At 74.6% G+C, this 22,546-nt stretch carries 16 protein-coding genes and 2 pseudogenes; 13 read left to right on the top strand and 5 right to left on the bottom strand.

Features of this window, described 5'->3' with window-relative positions; genetic code table 11:
- The first annotated feature begins 9 nt into the window (after window positions 1-9).
- Window positions 10-1,686, top strand: coding sequence for a hypothetical protein (locus ACZ7C5_RS12975; RefSeq protein ID WP_401082068.1), 1,677 nt, complete (start codon window positions 10-12; stop codon window positions 1,684-1,686).
- On the opposite strand, the gene ACZ7C5_RS12970 is transcribed toward ACZ7C5_RS12975, so the two are convergent.
- The 5 genes and pseudogenes from ACZ7C5_RS12970 to ACZ7C5_RS12950 all read right to left on the bottom strand — a co-directional run bounded on the left by ACZ7C5_RS12970 (window position 1,659) and on the right by ACZ7C5_RS12950 (window position 4,158).
- Window positions 1,659-1,916: a hypothetical protein gene (locus ACZ7C5_RS12970; RefSeq protein ID WP_470322585.1), complete on the bottom strand. Its 258-nt coding sequence runs from the start codon at window positions 1,914-1,916 to the stop codon at window positions 1,659-1,661. The two genes, ACZ7C5_RS12975 and ACZ7C5_RS12970, sit on opposite strands and share 28 nt — an antisense overlap.
- Complete coding sequence (locus ACZ7C5_RS12965; RefSeq protein WP_401082062.1) at window positions 1,913-2,626, bottom strand: NUDIX domain-containing protein; 714 nt, start codon at window positions 2,624-2,626, stop codon at window positions 1,913-1,915. Before ACZ7C5_RS12965 ends, ACZ7C5_RS12970 begins: the two co-directional genes overlap by 4 nt.
- A 20-nt stretch (window positions 2,627-2,646) precedes the next feature.
- Window positions 2,647-2,886: pseudogene (locus ACZ7C5_RS12960) on the bottom strand (NUDIX hydrolase); the annotation flags it as partial.
- A gap of 162 nt (window positions 2,887-3,048) precedes the next feature.
- Window positions 3,049-3,672, bottom strand: coding sequence for a CAP domain-containing protein (locus ACZ7C5_RS12955; RefSeq protein WP_470322584.1), 624 nt, complete (start codon window positions 3,670-3,672; stop codon window positions 3,049-3,051).
- Window positions 3,673-3,795: 123 nt separating this feature from the next.
- On the bottom strand, window positions 3,796-4,158 hold the full coding sequence (locus ACZ7C5_RS12950) for a hypothetical protein (RefSeq protein ID WP_401082056.1): 363 nt from the start codon (window positions 4,156-4,158) through the stop codon (window positions 3,796-3,798).
- A gap of 629 nt (window positions 4,159-4,787) precedes the next feature.
- Here ACZ7C5_RS12950 and ACZ7C5_RS12945 point away from each other — a divergent pair.
- The 12 genes and pseudogenes from ACZ7C5_RS12945 to ACZ7C5_RS12890 all read left to right on the top strand — a co-directional run bounded on the left by ACZ7C5_RS12945 (window position 4,788) and on the right by ACZ7C5_RS12890 (window position 22,513).
- Window positions 4,788-5,401, top strand: a pseudogene (locus tag ACZ7C5_RS12945) (GntR family transcriptional regulator).
- A gap of 163 nt (window positions 5,402-5,564) precedes the next feature.
- Entirely contained in the window at window positions 5,565-6,269 is a 705-nt protein-coding gene (locus ACZ7C5_RS12940) for a GNAT family N-acetyltransferase (RefSeq protein WP_401082050.1), read from the top strand.
- 381 nt (window positions 6,270-6,650) lie between these two features.
- Window positions 6,651-6,800 carry a hypothetical protein gene (locus tag ACZ7C5_RS12935; protein WP_401082048.1) on the top strand — a complete coding sequence of 50 codons (150 nt, stop codon included), beginning with the start codon at window positions 6,651-6,653 and terminating at the stop codon, window positions 6,798-6,800.
- 133 nt (window positions 6,801-6,933) lie between these two features.
- On the top strand, window positions 6,934-7,809 hold the full coding sequence (locus tag ACZ7C5_RS12930; protein ID WP_470322583.1) for a PhzF family phenazine biosynthesis protein: 876 nt from the start codon (window positions 6,934-6,936) through the stop codon (window positions 7,807-7,809).
- A gap of 200 nt (window positions 7,810-8,009) precedes the next feature.
- Window positions 8,010-8,858, top strand: a complete 849-nt coding sequence (locus ACZ7C5_RS12925) for a DUF4389 domain-containing protein (RefSeq protein WP_470322582.1) — start codon at window positions 8,010-8,012, stop codon at window positions 8,856-8,858.
- Window positions 8,859-9,005: 147 nt separating this feature from the next.
- On the top strand, window positions 9,006-10,892 hold the full coding sequence (locus ACZ7C5_RS12920; RefSeq protein WP_401082862.1) for a sulfatase-like hydrolase/transferase: 1,887 nt from the start codon (window positions 9,006-9,008) through the stop codon (window positions 10,890-10,892).
- 210 nt (window positions 10,893-11,102) lie between these two features.
- The gene (locus ACZ7C5_RS12915; protein WP_470322669.1) at window positions 11,103-11,942 is read left to right on the top strand and encodes a formylglycine-generating enzyme family protein; all 840 of its coding nucleotides are present in this window, start codon (window positions 11,103-11,105) and stop codon (window positions 11,940-11,942) included.
- Window positions 11,943-12,068: 126 nt separating this feature from the next.
- On the top strand, window positions 12,069-12,419 hold the full coding sequence (locus ACZ7C5_RS12910) for a CU044_2847 family protein (RefSeq protein WP_317620260.1): 351 nt from the start codon (window positions 12,069-12,071) through the stop codon (window positions 12,417-12,419).
- 10 nt (window positions 12,420-12,429) lie between these two features.
- Window positions 12,430-16,731: an nSTAND1 domain-containing NTPase gene (locus ACZ7C5_RS12905; RefSeq protein ID WP_470322581.1), complete on the top strand. Its 4,302-nt coding sequence runs from the start codon at window positions 12,430-12,432 to the stop codon at window positions 16,729-16,731.
- 141 nt (window positions 16,732-16,872) lie between these two features.
- Entirely contained in the window at window positions 16,873-18,267 is a 1,395-nt protein-coding gene (locus tag ACZ7C5_RS12900; RefSeq protein ID WP_401082036.1) for a carotenoid oxygenase family protein, read from the top strand.
- On the top strand, window positions 18,264-19,595 hold the full coding sequence (locus ACZ7C5_RS12895; RefSeq protein ID WP_470322580.1) for an aldehyde dehydrogenase family protein: 1,332 nt from the start codon (window positions 18,264-18,266) through the stop codon (window positions 19,593-19,595). Before ACZ7C5_RS12900 ends, ACZ7C5_RS12895 begins: the two co-directional genes overlap by 4 nt.
- Before the next feature lie 164 nt (window positions 19,596-19,759).
- Window positions 19,760-22,513: a hypothetical protein gene (locus ACZ7C5_RS12890; RefSeq protein ID WP_401082031.1), complete on the top strand. Its 2,754-nt coding sequence runs from the start codon at window positions 19,760-19,762 to the stop codon at window positions 22,511-22,513.
- The last annotated feature ends 33 nt before the right edge of the window (window positions 22,514-22,546 follow it).

Raw genomic sequence — 22,546 nt, 5'->3', positions numbered from 1 at the left:
GGACATCGCATGCAGCACCCTTCGGACCCGCCGGAGACCGTCGAGCCTGAGGACGGCCGGAGCGGCACCGCCGACCCGACGACGGTGTCGACCGTCCTGGCGGAGATGCTCCCGGGGGTTGCCGCCGTCTTCGGTGAGGTCCCGGCGGAACTCGGGCCCGATCCGATCGACCTGCGGCTGGTGCCGGCCGCCGACCGCGAGCGGATCGCCACGGTGCTCGCCTCGATCGGGAACACGGCGACCGTGGCGGGCAACCTCGGAAACGCGGTCGCCGGGCTGCAGGGGCTCTACCGGCTCAGCGACGCGACCCAGGCCCTGCTGAAGGCCGGCGGAACGCTCGCCGTCAAGGACGGCATGAACCTGGGCACGGTGCTCTCCTCCGGCACTCTCGCCCAGGCCCGCTTCATCCCGGTGACCGCGGCGAGCACGGCGCAGCTGGCGGCCGCGGTCGGACCGGCGCTGGCCATGATCGCCCTTCAGACGCAGCTGGGCGAGATCACCGGACTGGTCAGGACCAACATCGCGCTGACGAGCCAGGTGCTCACCACCATCCGCAAGGAGCAGTGGGCCGAACTGACGGGGCTCGTCACCGCCGTCGACCGCGCGGTCGAGCAGGCACGGGAGGTCGAATCGGTCCCGACCTCCCTGTGGGACAGCCTCGCGGGCAGTGAACCGTTGCTGCTCAAGCAGCTCGAGCTGTACCGGCACAACGTCCGCGACCACGTCGGGCAGATCGACCGGTCCGACCCTCGCCACCACCGTGAGTACCTTCAGACGAACGCCGAGGCCGTCGTCTTCGACGCCAACGCCCTGCTCTCCTCCGTCAAGGCATGGACCGGGTACCAGGCGCTGCGCGCCGCGCGGGCGGCGGCGGCCGGACGTGAAGACGCCGACGAGGCGCGGTACGCCGACGTCATCGCGCGCGACACCCGCACGGAGCTCGACTCCGCACTCGCCGAGACGACGGGCCTCGTCGCCGCACTGACCCGGGAGCTGCGCATCACCGCCGCCCTCCCCGGACGCGACGCCCTGTCACAGTCGCTGACGGCGAAGCGGAGGGACTCGAAGGCGGCCCGCCAGACCTCCGTCCGTCTTCTGGAGGTGATCGAGCCCCTCGCCGACGCCCTCCGTCCGCCGGCCCCTCCGCTCAAGGCCCCGGGCATCCTCTGCGCACCCGGAACACTGGACCCCGAGCCGTACCTCCGCGTCCTGCGGTGGTCCCTGGAGGACGGGGAGACCCTGCGGGTCCTCGGCTTCCCCGACCAGCTCGACGCCCTCGGGCCGATCTCCGCGATCCTCGGCGGAGCGAAGGCGAAACTGGCGGCGGCGATGGACAAGGCCGCGGCGACTGCGCTGGTCGCCGTCACGGACCGCCGCGTCATCACGGCCAGGACCAGCGCGTTCCTCGAACAGGGCGAGATCCGCCGGGACATCCCGATCGACCACGTGCGGTACGTCCGGGCGGCGACCGCCCAGGACGGGAGCGCGCAGCTGGCGATCGACCTCGTCACGCGCGACGAGAGCATCCGGTGGCTCTTCCGCGCCGGCGTCGACCACACCCAGGTGGACGCGCTCGCCGCCGTGCTCGCCGAGTCGATGACGATCCCGGACGCCGAACGCGAGGAGCTTCTGCGGCGGAGCCACGCCCCCGTCGGCGGTCACCCCGTTCGGTGCGGTGGCTCGTAGAGGTCGTGCAGGCTGAGCGGCGCGGGCGGGGGCAGAGGTGGGCCGTCCGTCGGCGGGCAGGACCGGAGGAAGTGGGCGAGCAGGCGGCGGGACGCGGCCATGGAGGCCGCCGGGGAGTCGCGCAGGACGCCGTCGTTGGCCAGGACGAGGTGGACCCCGACGACGAGCATCAGGGGGTCCGCGCAGGGCGCGGTGTCCGACGGGTGGCCGGGGTCGGTGGGCCGGGTCACGAGGTGCTCCCGGCGGCGAGCAGCGGCAGGTAGTGGTGCATGTAGGGCGGGACCTTGAGGTCGAGCACCTCGTCGAACGGGACCATGCGTACGGCCAGGCCCTCGTCGCCGAGCCGCAGGTCGCGCTCCGGGCCGTCCCAGACGGCGTGCAGGACGCGGACGAGCGGGGAGACGTGGTGGTGCTGCGGGCCGGGGACGAGCCGCGCCCGGGTGATGGTGATTCCGGCCTCCTCGCGGACCTCGCGGGCCGCGGTCTCCTCGGGGGTCTCGTCGGCCTCGCGCCACCCGCCGATCGGGGTCCAGTAGCCGGGCCAGGCGATGCCGGGCCTGTCGTCGCGGTGGTGCATCAGCAGCCGTCCGGCAGGGTCGGTGACGAGGACCATGATGCCCTCGAAGTCGTCGGCGGGGCCCGGAAGTTCGAGGTAGGAGGCGGTGCCGGAGCGGTGGGCGCGCAGGATCCGGAGGAGCCGCCGGTAGCGGTCCGGGTTCAGGTGGGTGTGCCAGTCGTGGGCGGTCTCGAAGCGCCACTCGGTGTGCTCGGCCGGGTCGAGGCGGATCCGGGACTGCTGTTCGGGCGTGAGGACGCCGCCGTCGAAGACGTGGCCGCAGGCGGGGACGGGCTGCCCGGTGCCGGCCTGTTCGTGGACGACGGCGACCAGGCGCCGGCGGATGATGACATGGGGGTTGGCAGTCGGCCGGGCTCTGCCCACCGGTGGCCGTCGTGATCGGCGGAGAGGGTGATGGGAGTGCCGTCCCTGACGACCGTGGTGAAGACGAACTGGCGTACGCGCAGCCCGCGTTGGCTGGTGAAGTCCAGGCGCCGGGCGTACTCCAGCGGCAGGCCGGTGAGGCCGGTCTCCTCGGCCAGCTCCCGGGCCGCCCCGGCCTCCACCGTCTCGCCGTCGTCCCGGCCGCCGCCCGGGTACTCCCACAGCCCGGGCAGGACGTCGTGCACGGCCCGGCGGATCATCAGGACCCGGCCGGAGGCGTCGCGGACCACGACGCCGACGCCGATCCGCTCGACGCCCTCGCGGAAGGCCAGGTCGGTCAGCACCGTGAAGTCGATCACCGGGGGACTCCTCGCTCCGTCGGGCAGGCCTGTGCGGGTGATGGGCACGGCCGAGCCGGGCCGCTACGCGGGGTGCCCGTGCCCGGTGGCCGACTGCGGGGGCAGGACGTTCTCCGCGTACTGGCCTCTGACGTTCCCCTGCGGGGTGAAGTCGCAGACGACGTACGTGTCGTACCAGTACCACTCGCCGTCGTGGTGCCAGTCGGCCGCCCTGGCGCAGCCGACCTTCGTCGTGGACTTCCACACCAGCATGGTGAAGTTGCCGGTCTCCCTGCCGTCGGTCGAGTGGCCGGGGTCGGCGTAGTCGTAGCTTCGGTGTTCGCTGTACCACCTGGCCACCGCGTCCCCGCAGGTGTGCGGGGCCTGGTCGGGGTTCTTGAGCTCGGAGCCGGCGGAACCCGAGTAGAGCGTCTCGCCGTACCCGAGGGGCAGGCCGGTGTGCTGGTTCAGCTGCCCGTCGGGGCCCTGCTGCTGCACCCGCCGCCTGGCGACGTCCACGGCGCTCTGGTCGGTGGTCAGGGCGGGGGCGCCGTGTGCGGCCCGCGCGGTGTTGAGGGCGGTCAGGCAGTCCTGCTGGAACGCGGCGTCGGTCCTGTCGGGGATCGACGGGCCGGCCGCCGCGGACTGTGCCGCCATCATCGTGACCACGGCCGCCGCCAAGGCGGCCTTTCGGATGCGGTGTCCCATCGCGTGCTCCTCGCTCGTTCGCTGATCAAGGAATTCAACGCGGCACGGAGGAGGAGGACACGGCACCCGCCTGTTGGTCCGCAGGCCCGCGGGCTTCGCCGGCCTGCGGACCCGGGTCGTGGGTCAGCTGCCCTTCGGGCCGACCGTCTTCTTCTTCTGGAACGGTGAGGCCGCCTGGCCGAGGTCGGTGTCGATCTTGTACCGGTCGGAGGAGACGTGCTCGCCGAGGGCCACGAGGCGGAACTCGGTGCCGTTGAAGAAGTAGAAGAGCGTGACGCTCGTGACGCCGGCCTTGCCGGCGCTGGCGTGGAGCACCTGGACGTCGCCGCCGTCGACGGTGTGCTTCCCGCTGTCCTTGCCCTTGCCGTCGTAGGCGGCGTTGAGCGCCTGGCTCAGGTTGGTGAGCCGGGTGCCCTCGACGTAGGTCTTGAGGTCCGTCTGTGCGGCCTGCTGGTTGGCGTAGGTCTTCAGGGTCACGGTGGCCATGTGTCGACTCCTTGTGGTGTGGGATCTCGAAGGGTGGAGGTGCCGTCGTCGCCCTGCTGGAAGGCGCCGGGTGACGGCGGCGGTGGGCGGCCGGCGTCGGAAAGGCGGCGGGCAGGCCGGCGACTTCCAGGGCCGTGCCGGTGAGTTCCTCGTACGCACCCGCCCTGGCTTGCCGGGGCCGGCGCGTACGAGGAGTGGTCGAGTCGATTCCCTGAGTGATGAGAACACAAAGGGAACCCGAGCGACACGCGGTCGGTGGCGTTACGGTCGGAATCCGCCATTCTGTGGAGGCGGCGTACCTTCGGCCGCCTCCGGAGTCCGGGGACGCCAGGCCGGCGCCGTCGACGTCAGCCGTCCGGCCGCCCGGGTGCGGTGTACGGGATCACCGCGCCTCATGCGGGTGACGAAGGAGGGTGCCGTCACCCTGCGGGTCGTCGCCGGCCAGCACCGTGCCGAGCGCCGCAGGTGGGAGCCGACGAGCCGCCCGTTGAACGGACTCCGGCCGCCGGTCGGGATCGCGACGTGGCGCCTGGCCGAGGATCGTCCTGTTCGGGCTCACTCTCCTCGGCGCGCGGGTGGACGTCCCGGTCTGACCCGGCCAGACCGGGGCGTCATGCCTGCGAGGCAAAATGTACGGACAAGTCTTGCGGCCAGCGGGCGGCCGGGGCGGGCTCCCGGGCACGGTCGTGGCCGGCGCCGGCCTGGGGCCGGTGACCGGGCTGCTGGGAGTCGACGGCGGCTTCCTCGCGGTGCCCGCGCTGGTGGAGGTCGGCGCCGTCCAGCGCAGCGTGGTGCGCGCGCTCGACCGGCGCGCCGACGGCGTCATCGCCGCCAGGCTGGGACTGGAGGAGTCCACGCCGCTGGTCTACCTCGAACGCGTCCGCCTGGCGGACGAGGAGCCGCTGGCCGTCGACCGGACCTGGTTCCCCGCGGACGTGGCCCACCCGCTGCTGGACGTCGACTTCACCCCCACCTCGCTCTACGACGAGCTCGAACGCCACTGCGGCAGCCGCATCTACGGCGGCTGGGAACGCATCCGCGCCGTGGTCCCCGGCCGGGGGAACGCATCCTGCTCGACTGCCCCGAGACCACCGCGCTGCTCGCGATCGACCGGCTCGGCCACGACGCCGACGGGCGTCCGGTCGAATGGCGCCAGACGCTCGTACGGGCGGACCGTTTCGCCGTCGCCGCCGCGTTCTCCGCCCACGACTACCGGCTGGGCGCCTCGGTCCGGACACCCTGACGGGACCGGCCCCGTCCGGTCGTGTTCTCCGTGGCGGAGGCCCCGGCCGGTAGGATGGACGCCGCCCGCCGGCCGGTCGGGTACCCGGCCGGTGGCACCCCGGAGCCGGGCGGCACCGCCCAGGTCGGCTCATCTTCCCGTCCGACACCGGAGGTACAGCACGATGGTGAACCGCCCTGTCGCCGCCCTCGACGATCCGGTGGGCGAATCGCTCCGCGGTCACCACGCGCATCTCGGCCGCCGGCTCGGCGGGGCCTTCACCTACGTGCCGGGCGTCTCGACCTTCTCCGCGGTGTCCGCCGATCCGGACTCGCGGGCCTGGGCCGACCTCGCCCGACTGCTCGGCCCGGGCGAGTTCGCCGACATGTTCAGCAGCCCGGCCGTGCCGCCGGCGGACTGGGAACCGGTCTTCGTCCTCGAAGGCCGCCAGATGATCCGGCCCGACGGCGACCGGCCCGGTCACCCTGACGCCGGGACCGACACCGGGGTCGTCGAACTGGGCGCGGACGACGTGCCCGAGATGCTCGGCCTGACAGCGCGGACCCAGCCGGGGCCGTTCTGGCCGCGCACCCACGAACTGGGCACCTACCTCGGCGTCCGCGACCACGGTGCCCTGGTGGCGATGGCGGGCGAACGGCTCAGGCCCCCCGGGTGGACCGAGATCAGCGCCGTCTGCACGGCCCCCGAGGCACGCGGCCACGGCCACGCCGCCCGTCTGGTCGGTGCGGTCGCCGCACGGATCACGGCCCGCGGCGAACGCCCGTTCCTGCACGTCGCCGAGGCGAACACCGGCGCGATCGCCCTCTACGAGCGCCTCGGCTTCGAGACCCGCAAGCCGGTGACCTTCCGGGGGTTCCGGACGCCGTGACGGGGTCCGGGGGCCGAGTGGGAACGGATCCGAAGAACCGGGGTTGCCGTGAGCGTTTCTGACGGGCTGTGAGCCGACTCGTCCTGTGCGGGCCGAGGATCCGTCGTCGGTGACGACCGGCGGTCGGCCACCGTGCTTGCCCTTGCGGGCGGTGGTGTCGAGCCCTTCGAGGGTGGACTCGCGGATGTCCTCCCGTTCGGTCTCCGCCATCGCCGCGAAGAACGCGAACAGCGGCCGTCCCGGGCCGGTTGGGTCGTTGATGCCCGGCAGAGTGCCGCCTCGAACCGCGGCCGGCGGGGGTGGGCCTCCCAGGCTCGGCGAGCCGGGGCGCCGGGCGGTCGATGTGGACACTCAGTACAGATTGGATATACAGTCCAGATCGTGAGGGCCGTCGATGAGGGCATGGATCCGCGGGTGCGGACGCGGGCTCCGGTGGGCCCGCCGCACGACCCGGACACTGACCGGATCGGCGCCCTGGACGCAGCACTCGCCTCGGCCGTCCCGCGCGAACTGACCCCGCCGGCCCGGTGATCGGCGTGTCCGCCGGCGCCGGCCACGACGGGCACAGGCAGCGGCCCGGCCGATGACGACCGAGTCGTCCGGAAGGAAACCGCGATGACGAGCCACGCCGCCGAGGCTCGGAACGGATCTGGTGAGGATGGGCATGGAGTTCAAGCTGGTCGAGGTGTTCGGAAGCGGGCCCCTGACCGGGGGGCCGCTCGGCGTGGTCCTGTGTGATACCGCGTGTGACGATGCGCTGATGCAGCGACTGGCTGCCCGCCTGGCCATGCCGGAGACCGTCTTCCTGCGCGGCGGTGACGACGGGGAGGTGGACGTGCGGACCTTCACTCCCTACGTGGAGTTGGACTTCGCGGGTCATCCGCTCGTGGGAGCGGCCGCCGTGGCGGTGCAGCAGGGTCTGGCCACGCCTGGCTGGGTGGCCATGCGCACGCGCGGCGGGATCGTCCGCGCGCGGGTGGGGCCGGGAGCGGACAGTGCGGCCCTGGAGGAACGGCCCTGTCAGGTGGGTCCGCCCGTCGCGCCGGATCTCGTGTGCGAGGCAGTGGGGCTTGCTCCGGACGCGGCCGTGGGGCCGGTGCGATTGGCATCGGCTGGACTCGGGTTCGTCTGCCTCCCGGTGAGTGCCGCCGATCTTCCGTCTGCTCAAGCCCGGCCGCTCGAGGTCGCGGCGCTCGCCGGGCGGGTCCCCGGACTGGCCGACGTCTTCGGGGTGGCCGTGTTCGTCCCGCGGCTGCCCGAAGTCCGTTCCCGGGTCTTCGTTCCCGAGCCGGTGTGCGCGGAAGACCCGGCCACCGGCTCGGCCGCGCTGGCAGTGGCGGGATGGCTCGCGGAGCAGGGACGGCCTGAGGAGTCCCTGGCGTTCGACATCGTCCAGGGCACGGCCGAACTCGGCCTTGCCAGAATGCGGGTGAACGTCCGCAGGCAGGCTGATCGAGGTCTGCTCGCAAGCGTCGGCGGCGGGGTGCGCACCCTGTTCCAGGGACGGCTCATGCTGGACGGGACGGCCGGCCGGGCCTGAGGTCCGCCGTCTGGACGGCGACTCGTCGACCCGGCGCGACCAGGCCGGACGGCCGGGAACGAGCCGACCCCGTCGGGGCGCCGTTGCTGACCCGTCCGGCGTAGCGTGGCGCGCGGCGTGGGCGGGGTGCTGCGATCTTCGGAGGGACCCGGCCGGGTTCGACCGCCGGGTCCCGTCGTGCCGAGACCGTGGAGGCCCGGATGTGGCAGGCTCCCCCCGCCCCCGTCAGCCGTGAGTGGCGTCCGGTGCTGGACATACCGGCGCCCGGTCCGCAGAACCGCTGGACGGTGCTGCTGCGCGCGCTGCTGCTGATCCCGCAGTTCGTGGTGGTGTGGGTGCTGTCGGTGGTGGCGTTCTTCGTCACCGTCATCGGCTGGTTCGGCGCGCTGGTGCTCGGCCGGCTGCCCGGCTTCGTGGCGGACTACCTGTCCGCGTTCCTCCCGTACGACACCCGGGTCACCGCGTACCTGATGCTCACCGTGGACCGCTACCCGCCGTTCCGGTTCGAGGCGCCCGAGTACCCGGTGCAGGTCGGGCTGCGGCCGGGGGAGCTGAACCGGCTCGCCGTGCTGTTCCGCATCATCCTGGTCATCCCGGCGTCGATCGTGCAGGGCCTGGTGTACGCGGGGTGGTGGATGGCGGCGTTCGTCCTCTGGCTGGTGGTGCTGATCCTCGGCCGGATGCCGCAGCCGCTGTACGAGGCGACGACGGCGATCCTGCGCTACCGGATGCGCTACACCGCCTACCTGGTGATGCTCTCCTCCGCCTACCCCAAGGGCCTGTTCGGCGAGGAGCCGGGCAGTGAGCCGGAGGGCCGGGTGTCGGCCACCCGGCCGCTGGTGCTCAGCGGCGCCGGGCGCGGGCTGGTCGTCCTCTTCCTGATCCTCGGCCTGGTCTCCTGGGCGACGGGCTCGGTCACCGCCTCGGTGAACTCGGACGACGATGACCGCGACGACGGCGTCGACCCGGCCGAGCGGGTCGGCGCGCCGCTGGTGCCGGGCCCGCCGGCGACGGGCCTCGGAGCCCGCCCGGGCGTCACGGAGCGTTGAGGCGCGAGGCCGCGCCGTAAAGTGGCAGTACTGCCAAGTTGCAGAAATGCCAACAGTGGATGACGGGAAGCCGAAGGATCGCACCGGGCCCCGAGAGGGCCTTGAGAACGACCGGCGGGACGTGGTTCCGTTCCGGTCGTGACCCCGATGAGCTCCTCCCGGCCCAACATCCTGTTCACGGTCAGCGAGGACTGCCCGCCCCGCTTCGGCTGCTACGGCGACCCGCTCGCCACCACCCCCCACCTCGACGCCCTCGCCGAGCGGGGCACGCTCTTCACGAACGCCCACAGCCCCGCACCCGTCTGCGCGCCCTCGCGCTTCGCCCTGCTGACCGGCGTCGCCCCGGAGAGCCACGGCCCCGCCCACTCCCAGCGCGCCAGGCCGCACCTCCCGGAGTGGATGACCACGTACCCGGAACTCCTGCGCGGCCTCGGCTACTACTGCACCAACAACGCGAAGACCGACTACAACTGCGACGCCGACCCGCAGGCCGTCTGGGACGACTCCTCCCGCACCGCGCACTGGCGCGGCCGGCCCGACGGCACCCCGTTCCTCGCGGTGTTCAACTACGACCCGACGCACGAGAGCGCGGTGTTCGGCCGCGAGGAGTCCACCGTCGACCCCGCCGAGGTCCGCCTGCCCGCCTACCTGCCCGACACCCCCGAGATCCGCGGCGACTTCGCCCACTACTACCGGCACATCGCCGGCATGGACGCGTTCGTCGGACGCCTCCTCGCCGAACTGGAGGAGGACGGCGAACTCGACAACACCATCGTCATCCACACCTCCGACCACGGCGGCGTCAACCCCCGCTCGAAGCGCTGGTGCTACGACGAGGGCCTGCACGTCCCGCTGATCGTCGCCGCCCCGGAACGCCACGCGCACCGCTTCCCGGCCCCCGGGACCCGCGTCGACGCCGCCGTCTCCACGATCCGCGTCCCGCCCACCCTGGTCGCACTCGCCGGCGGCGAGACGCCCGCGCACATGGGCGGCGAGAGCCTCGCCCGGACCTCCTTCGACACCGCCGGCGCCCTCGCCTTCTCCATGCGCAACCGGATGGACGAGCGCCCCGACCTGATCCGCACCGTCCGGGACGCACGCTACCGCTACATCCGCAACTACGCCCCGCACCGGCCCTACGGAACGCACCAGGCCTTCGCCTGGCTCGCGGCCGGCTACCGGTCCTGGGAGGCCGAGCACCTCGCCGGGCGCCTGACCGACGTGCAGGACGCCTTCTGGCACGAGAAGCCGGGCGTGGAACTGTACGACTGCGTCGCCGACCCGGACCAGGTCCGCAACCTGGCCGGCGACCCGGCCCACGCCGAGGCCGAGAAGCGGCTCGACGACGCGCTGCGCGCCCACGTCCTCGCCGTCCACGACAACGGCTTCCTGCCGGAGGGCTCTCCCGCCGAGGGCTACGACGCCTCCCGCGCCGCCGACGCCTACCCGCTCGCCCGCATCCTCGACATCGCGGACGCCGTGGGCCACCGCGACCCCGCGAGGATTCCCCGCTTCACCACCGCGCTCGCCGACCCGGACGCCACCGTGCGCCGCTGGGGCGCCATCGGCCTGCTGGCCCTGGCCGCCGGCGCCCTGACCGCTGAGGCCACCGCCGTCCTGCGCAGGACGGCCACCGGCGACCCCGACCCGCACGTGCGCGTCGCCGGCGCCGAGGCACTCGCCAAGCACACGGGCGACCCGGCGGCCGTCGCCCTCCTGGCCGGGTTCGCCGCTCCCGCGCACCCGGAGAGCCTCCGGCTCGAAGCCCTCGACGCCCTCACCGCGCTCGGCCCGGAGAGCGTGGCCCCGCACCGGGACGTGGTGGCCGCGGCGGCCGGGGAACCCCTGGAGTACGTCGGCAACGCGGCCCGCTACCTGCTCCTGCGCATCGACGGCGGCTACACGCCCCAGGCCAGGGTCTTCGACATCGAGGGCATGATCGCCCGGGCCGCCGCGGCCGGTGACCCCCGTGCCGCCGCCGCGGCCGGGAACCGGACGCCCGGGGCCGTACCCGGCGGCACCGACCCGGCCTGACCGCCCCGCCCCGCTGCCGGGCGGTGGCCACGCCGTCCGGCAGCCCCCCGCGCCTCATGACAGGACCGTACGATGCCCGACCCCGACACCCCGGCCGCCCCCCACGCCTGCTGCGGGCCCGCCCGGACCGCCGTGACCCCCGTCGCCACGAGCCTCCCCCTCCGGCCGGCCGCCCGGCCCGCCACCGCGGGGGCCGGCCTGCGGGACACGATGATCGACCTGCCGGGCGGTGAGTTCCTGATGGGCTCCGCCGACCCCGACGGCTTCGCCGGGGACGGGGAGGGACCGGTCCGCCCCGTCCGCGTGAGCGCCTTCCGGATCGACGCCCACGCCGTGTCCAACGACCACTTCGCCGCCTTCGCCGCCGCCACCGGCTACCGGACCGACGCCGAACGGCTGGGCTGGTCCTACGTGTTCGCCGGCTTCCTGCCCGCCGCACTGCGCCGGGGGGCGCCGCGCCCGGACCGTACCCCGTGGTGGTGCGGTGTGGCCGGCGCGACCTGGCACGCCCCCGAGGGCCCGGGCAGTTCCCTGGAGGGCCGGGGCGACCACCCGGTGGTCCACGTCTCCTGGGACGACGCGCAGGCGTACTGCCGCTGGGCGGGCAAGCGCCTGCCGACCGAGGCGGAGTGGGAGTACGCGGCGCGCGGCGGCCTGGAGCAGCGCCGCTACCCGTGGGGCGACGAGCTGGACCCGGAGGGGGAGTACCGCTGCAACATCTGGCGCGGCACCTTCCCGGCCAGGAACACCGCGGCCGACGGCTACCGCGGCACGGCCCCCGTCGACGCCTTCGAACCGAACGGCTTCGGGCTGTACAACGTGTCCGGCAACGTCTGGGAGTGGTGCGCCGACTGGTGGTCGACCGAGCACGCCACCGGCGCCGTCGACCCCCGGGGCCCGGCGGACGGCCGCGACAGGGTCATCCGCGGCGGCTCCCACATGTGCCACCGCTCCTACTGCAACCGCTACCGGGTCGGAGCCCGTACGGCGAACAGCCCGGACAGCTCCAGCGGGCACGCCGGGTTCCGGTGCGCGGCGGACGTCCGCTGAGCGCCCGGTGGTCGGGTTTCGGCCATCCCCGGCGCACCTGCTTCCGGGACCTGCCGCAACTCGCCCGCCCCGTGCGAACGTTGAAGGGAACAGGGCTGCCGGTCGACGGGGGAGGGTGGTCGGGGCGTGGGTGCCGAGGTGCGTACGGTCGAAGTCCCGCTGGGGGACGGCACCGACGGGGTGCTGCGGGTGCAGATCCGTGAGGTCGACGAGTCGCTGACCCGGGTCGGGCGCGGCAACGGATCCGTGGCGCGGGCGTCGCGCTCCTTCGGGGAGATGCTGGACGGCATCCGGCCGGTCGCCGACAGCTTCGTGGGCCGGCTGAGCGGGCTCGTCCACCGGCCGGACGAGATCACGCTGGAGTTCGGCGTCTCCCTGTCGGCCGAGGCGGACATCGTGATCGCGAGCACGGCCACCGAGGCCAACTTCTCGGTGACCCTGACGTGGAACTCCCCGGCCCCGCGCGACACTCCGTGACGGGCGCGGGATGAGCACCGCGAGCGGGGCCGCGAACGCGGACGCCGCGCTGGGCTCCGCCATCCTCCGCGTCGCGGGCCCGGACGGGACGCCCGGCGGCGTCGGCTTCCTGGTCGCCCCGGACCTGGCCGTGACCTGCGCCCACGTCGTCACCGACGCGCTGGGGCTGCCGCGCACCCAGGCCACGGCGCCGGCGGGGGCCCTGACCCTGGACCGGCCGCTGTCCGGCACCGGCGGCCCGGTCGCGGCGGAGGTGGCGCACTGGGTCCCGATCCGGGCCGACGGCACCGGGGACGTCGCCGTCCTGCGGCTGGCGGCACCGGTCCCCGGCGCGACCCCCCTGGCCATGGCCTCGCCGGCGAGCGTGTGGCAGCACTCCGTGCGGGTCGCGGGTTTCCCCGGCAGCGCCCCCGGCGGCGTGTGGCACGCCGGGCGGCTGCGCGGCGCGACCGCCGAGGGGTGGGTGCAGCTCTCGGGCGCCGACCGGCAGGGCGTCCCCGTCGACAGGGGCTTCAGCGGCAGCCCCGTCTGGGACGAGCAGGTCGGGGCCGTCGTCGGGATGGTCGTGATCGCCCAGCTCTCCGGGGACCGGCAGAGCTTCATGATCCCCACGCGGACGCTGATCGCGCAGGTCCCGCCGCTCGCCCCGGTCCTGGCTCCGGCCGCCCCCTTCCGGGGCCTGGGCACCTACCAGGAGGCGGACGCGGAGGTGTACTTCGGCCGTGACGCCGAGGCGGCGGACGTGACCGCGCTCCTCGACGCGGGACCGCGGCCCTGCGTGGCCCTCGTCGGCCCCTCGGGCTGCGGCAAGTCCTCACTGGCCCTGGCCGCGGTGGTGCCGCGGATGCGGGCCCGGGGCCACGAGGTCCTGGTGGTGCGGGCCGCCGACGGGATACCGGTGCGCACCGCCCTCGCGGTGGAACTCGCCCGGCTGGCCCGGCCGGAACGGCCACTGGAACAGGCCGGGCTGCGGCACCTGGAGGAGTCCCTGACCCGCCACGGCCTGGCGGCCATCGCCCGGGCGGCCCTGGGCGAACGCGCCGGCCGGCTGCTCGTCGTCCTCGACCAGGCCGAGGCGGTGCTGACCGACCCCCGGCGGGCGGACGACGACACGGTGGGGCTGCTGTTCCCCGACCCGCACCCGCCGGGGCTGCGGGTGCTCGTCACGCTCCGGGCCGACTTCCTGGACACGGCCCTGTCGCACCCCGTCCTGGGCCCGGCCCTGGACCGGGCCGCCGTCCGCCCACTGCTGCCGATGAGCAGGGCCCAGATGTCCGAGGTGATCCTGCGGCCGCTCGCCCGGATCCCCGCCGTCTCGTACGACCCCGGGCTGGTCGCCCGGATGCTGGACGACGCCGGCGCCGAGCCCGGCGCCCTGCCCCTGCTGGGCTTCGTCCTGGCCCGGCTCTGGGACGAACGGGCCCTGGGCCGGCTGAGGTTCGCCGCGTACGAGGAGATCGGCGGGGTGCGGGGCGCCCTGGGCCGGCACGCGGAGGCCGCCTGGCGCGAGTGCGTCGGGGAGGCCGAGTGGGAGGACGCCCTGCGCCTGCTCACCGCGCTGGTCAGACTGGTGCCCGGGAGCGAGGCCCCGCTGCGCGCGGTGCTGGGCCGGGCCGAGGCGGGGGAGGAGCGGTGGCGGATCGCCGTCCGGCTCGCGGAGCGGCGGATCCTGGTCGTCGGCGCGGACCCGGAGCGCGGCCAGACCGTGGAGCTGGCGCACGAGGCGCTCATCGGCGCCTGGGACACCCTGGCCGGCCAGGTGAAACGGGACCGGCAGTTCCTGACCTGGCACGCCGACTTCCGCCACGACCTGGAGCGCTGGCACGAGCTGGGCCGGGCCGGGGAACAGCTCCTGACGGGCGCGCTGCTCGACACCGCGGTTGCCAGGACCGAGCAGCGGGCGAGTGAACTCTCGGCACCGGAAAGGGAATTCCTCGAAGCAAGCTTGGCCCGGCGGGCTCAGGAGGCGGCCCGGGCCCGCTGGTCCAGAAGGCGCCGGCAGGCGGGGATCTCCACCCTGGGCGTCCTGCTCGCCGTCGCCGTCGTCGCCTCCACCCTGCTCCTGAGGGCCAACGGCGCACTCGACGAGGACCTGCGGCGGGCCGCCTCCCCGCAGCTCGCCCAGCTCGCGAGCCGGCTCGACGACGTGTCGCTCACCACCTCGGCCCTGATGAGCGCCGCCGCCTATCACACGGCCCCGACCCCCGAAGCGCAGACCGCCCTGTTCGAACAGTACGTCCGGATGCGGCACGTCGAGCGGATCGCGCTGGAGGGCAGGGGCGAGATCCGGGACGCGTTCCTCAGCGAGGACGGCCGGCGCGTCACCGTCGGCCTCTTCTCCGGCGACCTCCTGGGGGTGGACCTCGGGACAGGCGCTCCGGCCCTCTCCCAGATCCGGGACGGGGACGTCCGGCGGGTCACGGCCACGGCCGACGGCCGCACCATCGCGACCTCCACCCCCTACGGCCTCGTCACGGCGGGCACCCGTCAGACCGACGGCCGCTGGCGGACGGTGAGGCTGCGGGACATCGAGCAGGCCCACGGCAACGCCAGGCCGGCCACGGACCTCCGCTTCGACGCCACGGGGCGGCGGCTGCTCGCGGCCGTTCCCGGAGAAGGGGTCTCGGTGTGGGAGACGGCCACCGGAACGCGGGCCGGCGGCACGCTCGCGCCGCCCGCCGGGTGGCACGTCTCGGACGCCTGGTTCGGGCCGGACGGCGCCGCCGTGATCGGCCGGATCGTCCCGGACGGTGCCGCCGCGGGGGCGAACGGCCGACTGGTGCGCTGGCAGCTGTCCGACGGCCGCCTCGACGAGGAGCCCTGGGGCGGCCAGGAGGCCGGGCAGGTCACGGTCAGCGCGGACGGTTCCACGCTCGTCCGGTGCACCGCCGAAGGAGTCCTCCAGGCCTGGGACCTGACCGGGCCGCCCAAGGTGAAGCACCAGTACGACACGAGCCAACTGAGCCTGGTCTGCCCGCTGTACGTGCCCAGGCTCGACCGGACCGGGCGCTACCTGATCAACCCCGTCCAGCGGTTCGGGACCACGCTGGGCCGGTTCCGGTTCCTGGTACTGGACCTCCAGGAGGGCCGGCCGGCCACGCTCGACCTGCCCGCCCCGGCCCAGCAGGACGAGGTCGTCGGCGACTCGGCCACACCGCCGGCCGTGAGCCTCGCGGGCCCTCCCGACGCGATGAGGGTGGCGGTCAGCGCGGGCGGCACCCTCGTCGTCGCCCGGGTGCCCGCGCCGACCCCCTTCGACACCGCCATGCTCACCGGCCTGATCAGGACCGTGAACGTGGACCACGAACGCGTCGCCGGCATCGACGCGGACGGCGCCACCCTGCGCCTGTGGGACCTGAAGACCCGTCGCCAGCTCGCGGCACTGCGCCCCTCGACCCCGCTCGCGCGCAGCTACCCGATCTTCAGCCCGGACGGCAGACGGCTGCTGACCGTCACGACCGACGGCCTCGGGGTCCTGGTGTGGGACCTGAAACAGGGCGGCACCGGCCCCGAACTCGCCGAAGCCCGCCGCCTGGACCTGCCCGCTCCCCCCGGCATCGACCCGGCGCGCGCCGATCCCCGGACGGGCGAGATCCCGGCCTGGGTCAACGTCTGGTTCGACGGCGACGACCACGCGGTGGTCTCGGCCGTCTCCTACGTGTCCCGCTGGGACCTCGGGACCGGCACCCAGGCGGGGCGCACCTACCGGCCGTCGACCCAGGAACCGGTCGAGCTGTCGACCGCGGCCGCCAGTGTCTTCGGCGTGGCCCGTCCCGGTCGGCAGCAGGCGGCGGTCCGCACGGGGGGAGACGAGATCCAGATCTGGGACTTCAAGGAGGGCAAGGTCGTCGAGACCTTCGACTCCGGGAACGGCACACCCCGGCAGATGGCCTTCGACCGGACGGGCCGGCTGCTGGCCGTGGTCACCACCGCAGGGGGCCTCAGGATCCGCGACATGGACGAGCACACCTGGCGGACGCTGGCCTACCAGGGCGTCCAGTGGCTCAACGGCTTCCCCTCCGCGTCCTGGCTGAGCACCACGGCCACGGCCAACTCGTTCACCTTCTGGGACGTGGACCGGGGTGCGGAGCGGTACCACTTCACTCCCGGCTACGGGGCCACGGGCGACTGGTCCCAGGACGGCGGGCGGCTCGCCTGGGTGGAGGGCTCGGCCGTGGACGTGCTGCCGCTCGACCCGGAGACCTGGCGCGAACGGGCCTGTGCGCTGGCGGCCAGGGACCTGACCGCCACCGAGCGCAAGCTCCTGCCCCCGGGCAGCCGCTCGGACGCCTGCGCGGCGCCGACGACGTGACCCCGTGGCGCCCGCCCGGCGGACGCGGCGGCCGGGTTCCCGCCCGCCGCCCGTCACCCGGAGGGTGGGTGGGTCGTTGATCCGACTAACGCTGCTCCGCGGGGGCAGCGGCAGTCGGAAGCGGCCTGGAGGAGTCAGCGGGTGTCCACCGTCATCGATCCGTTCACCGGTGCCTACGCCCCGGTCGGCGCGGAAGTCACCGCGTTCGACCTGCCGGTCACCGGCACCGTCCCGGCCGAGCTCAATGGCCGGTACCTGCGCAACGGCCCGAACGGGATGCGGCCGGAGGACCTCAGGCCGCGGCACCTGTTCGCCGGGTACGCCATGGTGCACGGGGTGCGGCTGCTCGACGGGCGGGCCAGGTGGTACCGCAACCGGCTGGTCCGCAGCGCCGCCGTGGCCGAGGCCCTGGGGGAACGGGCCCGCCCCGGCGCCGCGCCGCGGATCGCCGACGTCGCACCCAACACCCATGTGATCGGGCACGCCGACCGCACCTACGCGCTGGTCGAGGGCGGCTTCCGCCCGTACGAACTCTCCTACGAGATCGAGACGGTGGGGGCCAGCGACTTCTGCGGCACGCTGCCCGACGGGTTCGCCGCCCACCCCAAGCTCGACCCGGTCACCGGCGAACTGCACGCGATCACCTGGCAGCGGGACAGCGCGGACCTGCGCCACCTGGTGCTCTCCCCGCAGGGCGCCGTCACCCGGGCCGTGGACATCCCGATGCCGCACCGGCCGGTGGTCCACGACATGGCGCTGACCCGGAACTTCGCCGTCGTCCTCGACCTCTCGGCGCGGCTCGGCACGGCCGACAACCTGGCGCGCAAGACCTATCCGGCGGTCTGGAACGACACCGGCGGCGCCCGCGTCGGGCTGCTGCCCCGCGACGGCGCCGAGGTCCGCTGGTTCGAGGTCGAGCCCTGCTTCGTCTTCCACACGCTCAACGCCCACGAGGACGGCGACCGGGTCGTCATCGACGTGGTCCGCTACCCGAGGATGTTCACCGGCGGCGCGCTGGACGGCCAGAGCAGCCCGACCCTGGACCGCTGGACCGTCGACACCGTCTCCGGCAAGGTCACCGAGACCCGGCTCGACGACCGGCCGCAGGAGTTCCCCGCCGTCAGCCCGGCGGTGGTCGGCGGCGCCCACCGCTACGGGTACTCCACCGTCGCCACCGACCTGCTGCGCCACCTCGCCGCGACCGACCGGCGGGAGGACCTGCCCCCGGAGACCGCCGGCGACGCGCTGATCAAGCACGACCTGGGCCGGCAGAGCAGCACCGTGCGGCAGCTCGGCGCCGGGCGCCACGCCGGAGAGGTCTCCTTCGTCCCGAGGGACGGCGCCCGGAGCGAGGACGACGGCTACCTGCTGGCCTACGTCCACGACCCAGGGCGGGGCGCGAGCGACCTGCTCGTCCTCTCCGCCGAGGACTTCACCGGCGCCCCGATCGCCACCGTCCACCTGCCGGTACGGGTACCGGCGGGCTTCCACGGCAGCTGGATCCCCGACCCCGTCGTCCGAGAGGAATCCCCGTGAACACCCAGCCCAGTCAGCCCACCCCGGCCGAGGCGGTCGCCCGGCTGCGCACGACCTTCCGCACCGGCCGCACCCGGCCGCTCGCCTGGCGCACCGAACAGCTGACCGGGCTGTGCGCCCTGCTGACCGGACACCGCGACGAGATCGCCGACGCCCTCCACGCCGACCTGCGCAAGCCGCGCACCGAGGCCGACCGCGCCGAAATCGACTCCACCGTACGGGAGATCGACCACACCGCGCGGCACCTGGAGCAGTGGCTGCAGCCCGATCCGGTGCCCGCCTCCGCGCTCACCCGGCTGCCGCCGGGAACGACCGCCCACACCCGGCACGACCCGCTCGGGACCGTCCTGGTGATCGCGCCCTGGAACTACCCGGTGCAGCTGGCGCTGGTGCCGATGGCGGGCGCGCTCGCCGCGGGCAACACCGTGCTGGTCAAGCCGAGCGAGCTGGCGCCGGCCAGCTCGGCGCTGCTGGCGCGGCTGCTGCCCCGGTACGTCGACCCGGCGGCGGTGACGGTGCTGGAGGGCGGCCGGGAGACGGCCACCGCCCTGCTGGCCGAGCGCTTCGACCACGTCTTCTACACCGGCAACGCCGACGTCGGCCGGGTGGTGATGCGGGCCGCCGCCGAGCACCTGACCCCGGTCACCCTCGAACTGGGCGGCAAGTCACCGGTGTTCGTCGACCGGGACGTCGATCCCGAGGTCGTCGCCGCCCGGGTGGCCCGCGCCAAGTTCTCCAACGCCGGGCAGACCTGCGTCGCCCCCGACTACCTGCTGGCCGACCCGGCGACGGCCCGTGCGCTGGAGGGAGCGCTGGCCCGGGCGGTCGAGGACCTGTACGGCCCCGACCCGGCCCGGTCGGCGGAGTACGGACGGATCGTCAACGAGCGGCACTTCGACCGCGTCGTCGCCCTCCTCGACTCGGGACGCACCGTGTTCGGCGGCCGGCACGACCGCGCGGACCGCTACATCGCGCCCACCGTACTGGCCGAGGTGAAGCCGGACGCCCCGGTGATGCGGGAGGAGATCTTCGGCCCCGTCCTGCCGATCCTCGACGTCGCCGGCCTCGACGAGGCGATCGCCCTCATCAACGACCGGGAGCACCCGCTGGCGCTCTACGCCTTCACGGACAACGGGGACACCCGGCGCCGGCTCGCCGAGGAGACCTCCTCCGGCGGCCTGAACTTCGGCCTCCCGGTGGCCCACCTGAGCATCCCCGAGCTTCCGTTCGGCGGGGTGGGGGAGAGCGGCTCCGGCCGGTACCACGGCCGCTGGTCGATCGACACCTTCAGCCACCGCAGGGCCTGCATGGACGTGCCGCTGGGCTGAGCCGTGCCCGGCGGACGGCGGCGGGGGCCTGTCGGACTCCCGCCGCCCGACGTTCCGCCGCCCGACGTCCTGCCATCGCCGACAGTGACTGCGTCACCCTCCGGCGCGACTGTCAGTGAGCCGCGCTAGGTTCTCGATACCAGCCGGAGCAGTGGAGGGGTGTCGTGACCGACCGTACGAGCGAGCCGATCGGCTGGGACGAGGTGCGCGCGCTCATCGCCGCCCGGATCCCGCAGGGCGTGGTCGACCGGCTCTTCCCCGTACCCGCCACCGAGCTGCGCCACCTGCGCACACCGCTGCTCAGGCTCCGCACCGAGCTGGTGCGCGAACTCTCCTCCGACGACATCCCCCGCTACGTCGCCGCGTACGACCAGCTCGCCGCCCTGCAACTCGCCGGGATCCTCTCCGCCGCCACCGCGGCGGAGGCCCACGACTGGCTGACCACCCGCCGTCTGCTTGACATCACCTGGCCGCGGCCCGGCGGCGGGTCCACCAACCCCGACCTCCACACCCTCCTGCTGGCCCTGCTCCGGCCGCACCGCGACGCGGCGTTCCACCACGAACTCGCCGGCCGGCTCGCCGCCTGGCTGCCCGCGCGAGGCGACGGCTCCCGCTGGTTCATCCTGCACGGCCTCGCCGTCTGGTCCGGCGCCGAACCCCCCGCCACCGACGGCTACGTGACCGGCTGGATGCGCGAAGGCAGCCTGGTGCGCTCCTCCTACCACCGCGAGATCGGCGAGTGGTTCGCCGACCGGGGCCTGCGCGAACCGGTTCCGCACCACGACACCCTGCTCTCCTGGCTGCGCGCCCAGCCCCGGCTCGTCGAACTCGTCCGCCGGCTCTTCGAAGTCCCGGACGTCGGAACCGAGTTCGCCGACCCCTACGCCGCCCGGTCCGGGCCCGACGACGCATGGCCCACGGCACTCACCGCCCTGGCCGGCGAAGGCCTGCTCGACCGCGCGGAACTGATCGACCGCTGCCTCGGGCGCCTCCTGCGCGGCGACCGGCCCGGCAACCTGCGCGGATTCCTCCACCTGTACGCGGCGCTGGCACCCGACGCCGAGGAGGTCCTCGCCCGGGCCGGCGACCACGTCCGGCTGGCCGCCGACGGCGCGCCCGCCGCCGCCAAGGCCGCCCAGGCGGCGCTGCACACCGTGGACACCCGGCTGTCGGCCGAACTGTTCACCGAACTCACCGCCGCGGTACTGGCCCGCCCGGAGAAGGCACTCGCCACCGCCCAGCTGAGCCGGGCCGACGCCGCGCTGCGCCGTGACCCGGCCGGAGCCGACGGCCTGCTGCCCGCCGTGGCCGTGGCCTTCACCCACCCGGCCCCCGCGGTCCAGGAACGCGCCCTGGGCCTGGTCGCCCGTCATCTGCCCCACGCCACCCCCGCCACCGCCGAGGCCGTGCGCGCCGCCGCCACCGGTCTCGGCCCCGCCCTCCAGCCGGAGGCCCGCCGCCTGCTCGCCGTCCCGGACGCGACCGCCGGACGGCAGGACGACGCACCCGTCGCCCTCGCACACCCGGGGCCCGCCGCGCTGCCGACGGCCCCCGCCGGGCCGCTCGACCTCACGGAGCGGCTGGGCGCCCTGATGGCCGACCGCCTGCCCGGCCCCGGTGAGTTCGAGGTCGTGTTCGCCGCCCTCGTCGCGGAGCACCACCGCGACCCGGCCGCACTGCGGACGGCCCTCGCCCCGCTCGCCGCCCGCCGCGTCGACCACCCGGTGCCGGTCTGGGAGGCACGAAGCGTCGGCGGAGCACTCGGCTGCCTGCTCGACGCCCTGACCGGCCGACCCCGGGAGTCCGCCGCGCAGGCGACCGACCTGCTCGGCTACCCGCTCTACCTGCGCACCCCAGCCGTGATCCCCGCAGTGCGCGCCAACGAAGCGGCGTGCCGGATCACCGACGCACCGGTGCCGCTGCTGCTCGCCACCCCCACCGCCGGCGACGGCACGATCGACCCCGCCGTGTTCAGGGAACGGCTCGCGGCCTACCGGGTCACCGGCGCCCGCCCGTGGCCCGCGGACCTGGCCCAGTCGCTCCTCCGGGTGCCCCCGCACGCGCTGCCGGCCGTCCGCGCCACCGCTGCCGGACTCGGCTGGGCCCTGCCTCCCGACACGGCGCCGCCGGCACCCGACCGGTTCCACGTCCAGACCCCGGCCATGCCCGAGCGGAGCCTCGACAACGGCTTCACCCCGCCCACCCTTCCGCGCATCGCCCCGCACGCCGTCACCGGGGAGCCCGCACCCGACGGCGTCACCGGACTGGTCCACACCCTCCCCGACCCGGCCGAGACCGGCCGGTTCAACGGAGTGGCCGTGACGCAGCCCACCGAACTCGCCCACCTGCCCTGGGCGGCGCCCTGGCACCCGGAGGCCGTCGCCGCACACGGCCTGCCGGTTGGGGTGCTCCAGGCGGACACGACGAGCGGCTCCGGGGGCACCAACCCCCTGCTGCCCCGGGTCGCCGAGCTGCCGGGCGAGTTCGGCCCGGTGAGCCACCTGCTGCTCGCCTACGGGCTGACCGCCGTCGGGGCGGATCACCGCACCGCCGCGCTGGACGCCGTGCTCGCCATGACCGCACGCGGCCGGCTCCGGCCGGAGGCGCTCGGTGCCTGGCTCGCGCAGCTCTGGCAGCTGTCCGTGGCCAAGCCGAACCGGGTCCTTCCCGTCCTGGCCGAAGCCGCGCGCGGCGGCGCGGGCCGGACGGTGTGGGAGGTGCTCGCGGCCCTGATCACCGGGCTCGCCGCCGAGCCCGGCCGACGCGGGCTGGCGGACGCCCTGGTGCTGGCCGCCGAGTGCGCGGCCGCCGAAGGCATCCGCACCACCCTGCCCGTACTCGACGCCCTGGCCGTACCGGCCGCACCCCGCCGGGTCCGGACGGAATCGGCCCGCCTGGCCGGGATCCTCGCGAGCTGACCGTTCCGGCCGTCGGCCACGCCGGCCACGCGG

The organism is Kitasatospora sp. NPDC036993 (assembly GCF_055607525.1).
Note: the sequence above shows the minus strand (reverse complement) of the source record. Positions and strands in the feature narration are given on the sequence as shown.